This is a genomic window from Psychromonas sp. SP041, from assembly GCF_000470315.2.
In the GTDB taxonomy this organism is placed as follows: Bacteria; Pseudomonadota; Gammaproteobacteria; order Enterobacterales; family Psychromonadaceae; genus Psychromonas.
Genome location: NZ_CBRF02000065.1, coordinates 1 through 11,302, shown reverse-complemented (window position 1 = coordinate 11,302; position 11,302 = coordinate 1). Strand labels below are relative to the sequence as shown.

8 protein-coding genes, 1 pseudogene and 1 riboswitch are annotated in these 11,302 nt (G+C 36.9%); of the genes and pseudogenes, 2 read left to right on the top strand and 7 right to left on the bottom strand.

Annotated elements, in window-relative coordinates; all coding sequences use genetic code 11:
• Positions 1-198, top strand: a pseudogene (locus SP041_RS21100) (IS110 family transposase); the annotation flags it as partial.
• A gap of 32 nt (positions 199-230) precedes the next feature.
• Here SP041_RS21100 and SP041_RS20320 read toward each other — a convergent pair.
• The 5 genes from SP041_RS20320 to SP041_RS20300 form a co-directional block, all read right to left on the bottom strand.
• Positions 231-719 carry a hypothetical protein gene (locus SP041_RS20320; protein WP_025564533.1) on the bottom strand — a complete coding sequence of 163 codons (489 nt, stop codon included), beginning with the start codon at positions 717-719 and terminating at the stop codon, positions 231-233.
• 87 nt (positions 720-806) lie between these two features.
• Positions 807-1,286: a hypothetical protein gene (locus SP041_RS20315; protein WP_025564532.1), complete on the bottom strand. Its 480-nt coding sequence runs from the start codon at positions 1,284-1,286 to the stop codon at positions 807-809.
• Between the two features lie 741 nt (positions 1,287-2,027).
• Positions 2,028-2,675 (bottom strand): 3,4-dihydroxy-2-butanone-4-phosphate synthase, encoded by a 648-nt coding sequence (gene ribB / locus SP041_RS20310; protein WP_025564530.1) that lies wholly within the window; start codon positions 2,673-2,675, stop codon positions 2,028-2,030.
• 94 nt (positions 2,676-2,769) lie between these two features.
• Positions 2,770-2,946: riboswitch (FMN riboswitch) on the bottom strand.
• Between the two features lie 306 nt (positions 2,947-3,252).
• A complete protein-coding gene (locus tag SP041_RS20305) occupies positions 3,253-5,562 on the bottom strand; it encodes a beta-1,3-glucanase family protein (protein ID WP_081695381.1) in 2,310 nt (769 codons plus the stop codon).
• An 844-nt stretch (positions 5,563-6,406) separates the two neighbouring features.
• On the bottom strand, positions 6,407-6,631 hold the full coding sequence (locus tag SP041_RS20300; RefSeq protein WP_025565847.1) for a hypothetical protein: 225 nt from the start codon (positions 6,629-6,631) through the stop codon (positions 6,407-6,409).
• Positions 6,632-6,879: 248 nt separating this feature from the next.
• On the opposite strand from SP041_RS20300, the gene SP041_RS20950 reads away from it, so the two are divergent.
• Positions 6,880-7,035, top strand: coding sequence for a hypothetical protein (locus tag SP041_RS20950; RefSeq protein WP_170968585.1), 156 nt, complete (start codon positions 6,880-6,882; stop codon positions 7,033-7,035).
• A gap of 829 nt (positions 7,036-7,864) precedes the next feature.
• On the opposite strand, the gene SP041_RS20295 is transcribed toward SP041_RS20950, so the two are convergent.
• Together SP041_RS20295 and SP041_RS20290 are read right to left on the bottom strand one after the other, a co-directional pair.
• The gene (locus tag SP041_RS20295) at positions 7,865-9,943 is read right to left on the bottom strand and encodes a DUF4962 domain-containing protein (RefSeq protein ID WP_025565846.1); all 2,079 of its coding nucleotides are present in this window, start codon (positions 9,941-9,943) and stop codon (positions 7,865-7,867) included.
• 471 nt (positions 9,944-10,414) lie between these two features.
• Entirely contained in the window at positions 10,415-10,801 is a 387-nt protein-coding gene (locus tag SP041_RS20290) for a DUF3461 family protein (RefSeq protein WP_025565845.1), read from the bottom strand.
• Positions 10,802-11,302: the final 501 nt, after the last annotated feature.

The following is an 11,302-nucleotide window of genomic DNA, read 5'->3' as shown; positions in this document are numbered from 1 at the left end:
TTCTGGGCAAAGGCTTATTATGAGCAACAACAAGCTAAAGGAAAACCACATAATAGTATCATTAGAGCCTTAGCCTTTAAGTGGATCAGGATAGTATTTAGATGTTGGAAAACTAACACTCCCTATGATGAATCAACCTATTTAGCGGCGCTAAAAAGAAGAGACTCACCGCTTTTAAAATTTGCAATTAATAGTTAAATTTTACTAGCGGTCCACCTCAGGGCGTGTTGTTAGGCTGTTTTTTCTTCAATTAATGATCTTATAATCTCTATAACTTTATATGCGTCTTCTTCGTTTATGTTTTGTCCTTCAATGATTGAACGTTTAAATGAAAAAGCCCCGATCCAACCAGATGCTTCAACAACACCAACAGTTAAACTTTTATTTAAAATATAATACAAAGGTCCAATCACGAGACCTATACCAAATAAAGGCGTAAATATAGCACCTAAAAATAATGCCATCTTCCACGGTTTTTCATACCCATAATATGCAGAGGTTATCGATTTCATTGGTATTATTCGTTTTTCTCGACCTGCTAATGAAGATGTAGTGAATTTTAATAAATTATCTTTTATTTCAATTTCATTTGTAGGATCAATTTTAAATAAAGATAACAACCAAGAAAGCAGACCTGCTTCTCTACCCACTATATGAACAAAATTATCATCTTCATTTTTACTTTCACCTGCATACCATTTTTTAATAACTAACGACATATTTATACTTCCTTTTATTGTGATTTAAATAGATTTACAGCCTAACGCTGACAGCTTTATCGAGCCTGGTGCAATGCTTTGTTAGCACTATAAGTATTCTTTACCCACGCTTTGTAACACAGACAGCATAATTAAGACTTCAGCGGCTACATAGCTACTGTGGTTACCTTCAAAACCATATCGCCATGTTACAAAATGAGTATTGTATTTTTCAAAAAAATTTGATGCTAATAGCTCACCATCTAAAGCATCAAACTTATCTATTACTTTATTCTGATATTCGATAGATAAACTATTAAATAGGCTTGATAAATGATGGCCTTGTTCATTACCTTTACTAAAGACTTTTCCGTATTGAGTCACTCCTTCAAAGTATTCAGTAGGTTTATCGAATATAGTCTGCCCATCAAAGCACTTTAGGTATAGCTCGAGTGCAAAACTTGCATTTACAATGAAAGGGGCACCTCGAAACTCCATAGATTTCGATTCATTTAAAGTCTCAGCTGCAATATGAAATGCTTCTGCTTGATAATAAACTCTCGGTTCTACTTTCCTTACAACCTTCATCAAAATCTCATATAGTTCTAACAGCTTCTTAAACCGAAAATTCCATATTCCTAGTGGAAATGCGAAATATATTTATTTGTTAAAAATTAGCCGATAATACGTTATATGAACATAAAATCAAATGTTTAAAGTTAAAAGTCAAAATTTAATAATGTGGAAAAATGGAATCATTCCGAATTAACAACGGAAAGGTAGAATAGCGTTAATTTTTTAGATTCAGTCTAGTTTTAAGTGCTCATTATTCGTCATACGAGAATCAACGCGGCTACATCAATTTCCCCGTTATATTTTTCTGAATCAATGATTGCCTTTAGCAAGGTTAGGCAGGGAGCGATTTATGCGACAGCATAGTCATATGAGCGGGCTAAGCTCTGCGTGGCCTTTGGCGTTGCTAGCGAACTTCGCGGCATGGACGCCGCGTATGAGCGGTGCGTTAAGAAGGTAGTCATTTATTAAGATTAAAAAATATTCGGTGTGGCCTTTTCTTTGGTTACTTTCTTTTGGTCACTCAAAAGAAAGTAACACGCCGACAGGGCGGAAGACTAAATTACAATTATTCATTAAGCTACGTTGAGCGCAGACGAATCCAACTATATAAGCTTCATCGATAAACCTAGAAAAAGCACAGTTGTTGCGACAAAAAAAGGCCATCTATATTTCTACAGACAGCCCACAAAGCTATAACTCACTTCAGTTTTAGACGTTTTGGCAATCCAAAACTACACCTTAGCTATATATGAATTAAGCTACCTGCTCTGCTTTAATATAATTCACCAAATCATCAATACTCACTACTGGCATACCGTGCTGCTGTGCAAACTTCACTACTTCCGGTAAACGAGCCATCGAGCCATCTTCATTGCTTAACTCACAAATAACACCTGCGGGAGCAAACCCTGCTAATGTCGCTAAATCAACGGCTGCTTCCGTATGTCCTCTTCGCACTAACACGCCGCCTTCAACTGCTTGTAGTGGGAAAACATGGCCTGGTCGAGATAGGTCATCTGCTGTTGCGTTTGGCGCGACTGCGGTTTTAATGGTAGTGACACGATCTGCTGCAGAAACACCTGTTGTCACGCCGTGCTTCGCTTCGATACTGACAGTATAAGCGGTGGTATTTTGGCTGGTATTGTTGCTGACCATTTGTGGAAGTTGTAGCTTTTGAGTGGTTTTTGTTGGTAAGCATAAACACACTATGCCACTGCCTTCACGGATCATCATCGCCATTTGTGGGGTTGTTAATGTTTCAGCAGCAAAAATAAAGTCACCTTCATTTTCTCTGTCTTCATCATCTACCACTAACACGCCTGAGCCGTTTTTGATTGATTGAATTGCATTTAATACACGAGAATGTGCATCACCGAATAAACTTAATAGAGACTGACTCATGGTATTTCCTTTGAATAGTTACCAGAATCAGGGCATTGAGAATGGCATCATCCAATGATTAGATGATGTCAATTAGCACTACAACTGTAGTGCTTTGGTTTCTCTTTCATCCGGACTTTAACCGTCGGCTCTGGAATTAAACCAGATCTGCTGACCTTTATTGCTACTATTCTTACGTTTGTTATTGCGTTAAATAATCAATAAAGCGCTCGCGGGCTCACCTAAAAGGTTTACCGCCGGTGGGGAATTTCGCCCCGCCCTGAGAATTGCTAAGTTAAATTAGCGGGCAGATTTTAACGCTTACTGAATAAGGAAGATAGTTGAAATAGAAGATAGTTGGAAGAATGGCATTATTCTGACTTAATAGCACAGAGATGAGGCAGGCGAACCCAACTCTTAATTGAGCTCGAAAAAAATAAAAAGGCATAAGTTTGGGCTGACAATAAAAAAGGCCTGCTATATCGCTATAGAAGGCCTTGCGTTAAAAAATAAAGCTAAAACTAAAACTAAAACTAACTCAATACGTTAATTTTATTTTCAATGTCAATGTCAATTTCAAGCTTAAGCTTATGTTGGGTTAACTTAACGTTAAATCTATCCAGTTCAGATTCCAATCATCATCTGTTGCTATTAAACGTAATGTTACCTCGCCTGCTGGTAAAGTAATGGTATCGGACTGGGTTTCCCAATTAGCCCAACCACCTGTTGATTGAAGGGTAGTTGAGATTTCTGTCACGCCATCTACTTGAACATTGACTGCGCTGTCATCAATGCTCGCGATACGATATTCAATAGTGTAGGTGCCTGCTGTTGCTACGGTTATTTGATATTCCATATAATCACTGCTATCAATCCAACCTACATTTAGGTCTCCGTCACTATCAATGGTTGTTTCTGTTTGAATACCTGACATTGCGCTGTAATCTTCAGCTTGAATACGTGCATAGCCTTGTTCATCAAAACTACTTTCAGAACTGCTAGTGGTTTCATCTAAGGTAAGATCTATCCAGTTAATGTTCCAGTTATCATCTGTTGCAAGTAAACGAAGGGTGATATTACCTGCAGGTAAGGTAAGCGTGTCTAATTGTGTTGTCCAAATGTCCCAATTCCCTGTTGATTCAAAGGTGGTGGTGAGCACTGTTTCACTATCTACTTGAACTTCTACAGCGCCTTCAGCATCAATACTCGAGATACGGTAGGCAATGGTGTAATCACCTGCTGTGTCTATCGTCAGGCTGTATTCCATGTAATCGCCAGCGTCAATCCAGCCTACATTTAAGTCACCACTGCTGTCAGTGGTGGTTTGTGTTTGAATGCCAGACATCGCGCTGTAATCTTCTGCTTGAATACGCACGGTTGTGTCATTACTGTAATCACCATCATTAACTTCAACGGTAATACTCGCTGACACAGTTCCATCATAGCTACTGACGGTGATGGTTGATGTGCCTGTTGTTAGTGCTGTCACAAGACCATCTACTACTGTTGCCACTGCGGTATCACTTGATTCCCAAACGATGGCATCATTATCTACATCAGTAGGTAATAAAGTTGATTCTAATTGTGATGTTTCGTCACTGCTAAGGCTTAAGCTACTTTCAGATAAGGTAATTGATTCAGGTGCGACATAAGGGTCATCAACAAATCCACCAATAGTGATTTTTACTGATTCAGGCGTTGTGCTTTGTATTGTTGATGAGTAATCAAATACATCATCATAAGCAAAAGCATAGGTCTCACCTTCAAAGCTAATGTCTTCAGAGTGGAAGAAGGCAACATATTCGTTGTGCGTGGTGGTGTCGCCAAAGTAAGTACTAAGATCTGACCATTCTAATAGTTCCCCACTTTCAGCATCAAGATCGATAGCACCACGGTTGAATGCCGCACTAAAGTGCTTTTGAATATTTAAATCAGCATTAACATCTCCAGTACTTTCTACATCTTCAGCTAATACGCCACTGGCTTCTAAAATTTCTAACGTATCAGGTTTTGCGGAGATCATGCCGATGGTGCCATCACTTTCATTGGTAAAGATGAATTGATCATCAACAACAATGCCAGACCAAACGCCAGCATCACCAATGCTTAAGTACATAGGTTCATCGGTATAACGAGCCCATACAGCATCAACATAATCTGAGAAATAGCTACTGCCGCTTTCTCCATCTTGGAAAGAGGTGCTTTTTGATGGGTTTAAAATAATGCCTAAGTCTTCGTCAAGCGAACCTTGAAAAGCCTCTCCTACACGTGAAGTCCATTCTTCAAGAATATCTTCATGGGCTAATACTTCACCAACACGTTTATAGAAACCGTCTGTACCCCAAACTTCAAGGCCCATTGGGTATTGATATGCATCTACACGCGTTGTATTTGTCCAAAGGCCATTATCACCATAGGTTAATTCAATTAATTCATATCTGAGGTTTAGGTTCGGATCTGAATCATTTGATAATGAAGGGGCTGAATAACCGCCGCCATCACCGAAAAAGTAGAGGTAAAGCGGTGATTCAAATGAGATGAAAATGCGCACTGAAGAAATAAGTGGCATGTTAATGGTTTTATCTGGGATCTCGCTGAGTAAAGTGAAAACATCTGCATACATCGCGTTTGCACCTGGACCATAATTACCATTATAAACAGGCCCTTTTAATGTGTTGTTCTCCACTGACATTTCATTCACTTCACCAGTGGCCATATCTATCCAAACGTCGGTATCATCTACTTTACCCACAAGGGCGACATAGACTTTTTCATCGCTAAACTCTGAAATATTATTGATGACGTAGGGAAGGGGTAATGTTTGAGCGGTGACTTTACTAATGAAAAAGCTACACAGTAAAACAAGTAACATTGGTATCACGGTTTGCATTCTCTTTTTGACTATCATGTCATTTATATCCTTAGGTTATGAGTAGTTCTATCTTTAAATGTAGGACTAGTTAGTTCCATTCAGTGGGATAATTCATGCTGATAACAATCGTAATGAGAAAATGGCTGTGATTGTTGAGTTTAGTTTTTTAATAAAATGTATACCGCTCCAATGGCATAGAAAAACCGAATTATTAAGGCTTATTAACAAGCACATGAAGCCCGAAAAGTATCATTTTTTTAATAATAAAAGCTTTAATAATAAAGTTATTAATAATAAAAAAGGCTACTTATATTATTATAAGCAGCCTTCTTAATACTTAGAAGCTAAGCAGTATCAAAATCAAGCTATATGGTTATTATTAGCTTAAAACTCAATGACTACCATCTCTCTATCAATTGCTAACGCTAAAGAATTACCCACTAATTGATGTGACACTTCAGTTTTAGGGGCGTTCATTTTACTTGGTACTATTAAGGTCAAAGTTTTATATTTTTACTGTGTAAACACAAAAAATCATTATACCGATTACATTAAATAAGTGATCTAAATTTTGCGCAGAAAAAATGATTTAGTTTAAGGCGTAAATTGAGCCTTTCGAAGATTAACTTCGTTAATCGTCTATCGGAGAATTAACCAAAGGATGTTAATTCTTTAATGGTTGTTCCATTTACGAAATTTACAACGAAGAAATAAGTTATTTTAACCAGTAAAATAGATCAGTTAATTAGTGTGGTTGGTATTACTACATTAATACAAGTATATGGCGGTATTCATTACTATAAAAAAAGGCCGTCTATATTGCTATAAACGGCCTTCTTAATTTTTGACTAAGTAAGTATTACTTATATAAGCTTAAAACTTAAAGCTCGATAGTCACTACTTCACCATCAATCGTTAACTCTAAAGAATTACCCACTAATTTATGGCTAACGTCAGTTTTAGGACCATTGACTTTACTTGGTACTAACAGCGTTAAAATGTTGTGTTCTTTCTTCGCTTTAAACTTCGCTTCAACATGACGGTGCACTTCAAGGTCAGCGTATTCAGCTGGGTCAACTCCATCTAAATCTTCAATGTGTGACAAAAATATTTTTAATGAATTTTTAAATAAACCTTTAAAAAATGACTTTTAGATTTGCTGCTCATATAAATAAAAGACAACCTAAATTCTGTATTTAGAATAAGTCTAATCGTTTTTAACGATTAAATTTATAGGTTTGATTGTTTTTATTGTTAGGCGTATGATCAATAGCTTGTATTTTGAGTTTAATTCTTAATCAATATAAAAGATCCAACTAATATCATTATGTAAATAAAGAAATGGAAATAGATATGAATAAAAATGTTCAATCAGAAGATAACTTTGTACCAGTATGCTCTACAGAACAAATGGAACTATTACTGTGGGTAAATAGTGATTTTAACACTGCAATGTTGATAGGAGAAAATAATAACGCATATATTAGCGATATTAGGCTAGAAGAATGAAAATGCTTTCAGCTATAAATAAACTAGAAAGAAATAAACTAGAAAGCATTTTCGTATTGTGAGGTGAACTATTTAAACTATTGGCGTAGTTTGAATAAGACCCAACACTGAGGTTTCAAGTCTAAAAAGTCAAGGTCGCTCTATATTTTCAATATCAGCATACCTTTTCTTAGTGTTTATCTCAATTATGAATTTCCTCTTTATCAAAAATGGAGGAGGCTCTTATGAGTTTTCAACAAAAAATCGTCGATGTATGTGCTTACGTACTTCGTCAAAATGGTGTACTTGTAAATGTATGTAAACATAAAAGATCAATGCCTCGTTAATATATAAATATACAAGGTATTTATCCTGTAAAAAGCCACCTATGTTATAGGTGGCTTTTTTATATAATAATATTAGTGAATTAATAGGTAAAAATAATATGGCTACATCCAATTTTCCGTTCTCGTTTTTCTGAATCAATCATTACCTTTAGCAAGTTAAGGCATGGATGCCGTTACTAGTTCAGAGCGGCACAGGGATGTGGCGTATGAACGGTGCGTTAAGAAGGTAGTTATTTATTCAGATTGAAAAATGATACGGGCGAGTTTCTTTTGGTTCTGTTTTCTTTGTTCGTATAAAGAAAATGAACACGCCGACAGGGCGGAACACCAAGCAACAATTATTCATTAAGCTTCAATGAGCGTAGACGAACTAAACTCTCAGATTTCATAGACAATATAGAAAAAGCACTCTGTTGTGCGACAACAAAAAAGCCGTCTATATTGCTATAAACGGCCTTCTTAATTTTTGATTAAGTAAGTATTACTTATAATAAGCTTAAAACTTAAAGCTCGATAGTCACTACTTCACCATCAATCGTTAACTCTAACGTGTTACCCACTAATTTATGGCTAACGTCAGTTTTAGGACCATTGACTTTACTTGGTACTAACAGCGTTAAAATGTTGTGTTCTTTTTTCGCTTTAAACTTAGCTTCAACATGGCGGTGCACTTCAAGGTCAGCGTATTCAGCTGGGTCAACTTCACCAAAGCCTTCTACGTTTTCAATTGAAAGCAGATCTGCTTTGCTGTCATTAATGAATGACACGTCTAATGTCGCGTTGTCACCAATGATTTTGAAAGAATCCGTTGCTGTTTCAGTTTTGAATGTGGTGTGCAATAACCAAGTCAGATCTTGCTCTGATTTTAGTGTTGCAGTATCACGCATTACAAATACTTTACCTTTAGCGAACCAGATTTTACGTTTGTAAGATTCAAGATCTGGGTTGTGGAATTGGTATGAAGTAGATGCATCACCTTCAACAAATAACACATCAGACTCTGTATCGTAATCACTGATTTTACCGCCAGCTTCAATACAGTAACGATCTTGATGCTCGCCTTCAAACTTAGTGGTTGTGTTCTCTGCGTACTGACCTTTACCACCAAATAATGGTAGGTTTTTAGAGAACGTACGACGACGCCATTTGATGTGCATATCAACACCAAAACCACCGTAGTAACCTGTAATAGACGCTAGCGTATCGCCAAATGCATGTAATGTGTATGCGTTTTGGTCGCCGTGTGAATGGCTGATAGAACCAAATGGACTACATTTGTAAACCATGTGGATGTGCTCTTCACGGTTTGTCATGTTGCAGTGGAATGCTGCCCAACCTGTGATTGGGAATACTTTTAGTAACGGCTTGTTAGCAGGCGCAACTTCAGGCATATCGTTCCATAGGTAATCAAAACGTAGATCGTCGTAACCAAAGTCCCACCAACCGAAGTTGTAGAATTTTGTATGTGCTTCAGTATCACGCGCTTTTAATTGGTTGTAGTACCAAATGTACTCAGGCTTGTTGTTCACACCCGCAAAATGTTTGATGTTGTAAGCGAGTTTTAGACCAGGGAAATCACCAATACTTGATTGGTCACAGAAACTTGCGCGCTTAGAGTGTACTGGCATACAGTACATGATGAAGTCACCTGTATTTTTGTAGAATTCTTTGTTAAACATGTTGATAGAGGTGTAGCTTTTTAATAAATCAAAAGACTCACCTAGGAATGCCATTTGTGTGTTCCAGTAATCTGGACCTTCAGCCCATGCACCGTCTTTACCGCCCCATGGTGGGTAATGCGTTGCATAGTATTCGATACCGTATTCAATGTATTCACGTGCTTTAGGGTATTCATTGTAAAGTGCGATACAAGTAGGAATAACCGCTGAACTGATACTACGAACACCGTGGCTGTTTAGTGGATTAGCTAATAAATCGACAGTCACTTTAAGGTGATGCATGATTTCTTCTAAACGAACGATCAGTGCTTGTTTTACTGTTTCACGTTCTTCATCTGTGAAATAAGCGTGTAACCAGTCAAAACCCCACGCCATTGCAGCGATGACACGGAAAGCCGCTTCATCGTTGTAACCACGAGATGTGACGCCTTCTGGATCGTAAGATGCTAATTCTAATGTCCATGCTTTGGCTTTCGCGATGATGGCATCATCTTCCAAAACAACACCTGCGATAGACAGATTACGCGTTGCATTGAAGGCTTCTTGACAGCTAACGTACATTTGACGCCAGTAAGGACGCCATAAAGAGGCTTTGCCTACTGTTTCTTCTGGGTAAGCTTTTGGTTCTGCGTAAGGTGCAACGTCTAAAAATTTGTTAGTAGAGTTGTTCATGAACGCATCAAATTTACAGTAACCTGCATCGCTTTTAAGATTTGCTTTGAATGCTGGAAGATCTTTGCTTTGAACGAGTAAACGAGGGTGATCAACACTTAAGTTATCAAGGAAAGATAGATCGATTTTAGCGGTTTCGACTTTAACTGGCATCACATCAATGAGATTACCTGCAGACTTGTCGTTTTCTAATTTGATCGCTTTGATGGCGTCAAAAGACTTGTTAGACATTTAAGACCTCTACTTATGAAATTAATAAACTTGTACGTGCCTTTAAATAACGTTTTTTGAACGTCGTATTTAAAGGTATTTAAATTAAATATACAGTCTAAACGAGCGTTGAAAAGCAGGTTTTATGTGTTAAAACTCGCTCTATTGTAGAGCAACAAGCTTTAGCTGTAATGATAAGACCTGTAGCAATCACGGTCTTAGCGATAGTTAATTTATATCATTTGTATTACTTAATTACAATAATGTGACTGTTGTTCAATTCCGATTTTAGGGGTCGATCACAAGGTCTGAATAGAGATATAAAAAGTCGGTAATTAAGGCTCGATATTTGACGTCTTTTGGAGGGGGATGAGAAAGGAGCCGAAGAGTGATTCTTTTAATAATGTAAGTGCTTTAGTGACAATAAATTAATGGTTATAAAAACCAAAAAGCGAACAATATTGTTCGCTTTTTAAGGGGGGTAGATAAAAATTATAGTTTATTTAATTTGCTTTCTATCTCTTGGATCTTGTTATCTACAACAGATTGTAAATGTTTCAAATCCGATAAAACTTGTTGTTTAAGCTCTTTTTCACTGCTTTCATGCAAGCTAAGGCTATCTAGTTCTTTAATGATTTTATGCAGTGTTGGATTGATTTCAGATAATTCAGTCGTGCCTTGGATATGCTGATTGTGAAGGCCACCACTGACTGTTTTTATTTGACGCTGAAATTTATATTTACTGCTACGGCCTATCAACATGCCAGTGCCTTTACGGAAATATACTTTTAAAATATCTTTATCGCCTTCTTTACGTAACGAATAGCGTTTAATATTTTCTGGATTACGGATCCCGATGTCTCTAAGATTTGGATACATGACTTCTCCTTTAGTATATTTTTGATAATAGTTTATTTGTCTTCAGTGTGAACTATCAAAAAAAAATATCAATTCTTATTCTCTTAATTCCATCATTTATATAAATATTTTTAATGTATCTTTGTCTTTAATCAATATCTAAGCTTTCACGAATAACAGAAAAGAGAACGGTGCTTAAAGCAAAGGTTTAGTCAGGTAAAATGAGTTTTTAATGAAGGTGTTTTCTGGTTGATAAAGTATTAATTTAGCTGCGTCTTTTCAGCTAATTAGTTTGATGTGCTAGTTTGAGTAGCAAAGTATAAGAGGGGAGTGATCTGTCAATGGCGCTGTTAATGCATTATTAAATGGCTTTAAAAAAGCTATTTAATAAGGACTGGCAGATTCAAGTCTGAAGTGCATAACGACTAAGCAGCTATAGCTGCCATATGTTCAGCCATTAATTTGGCTGGCGTATTGTAATCTAATTTCTTTCTTGGTCTTTCATTGAGTTTCACTATTACA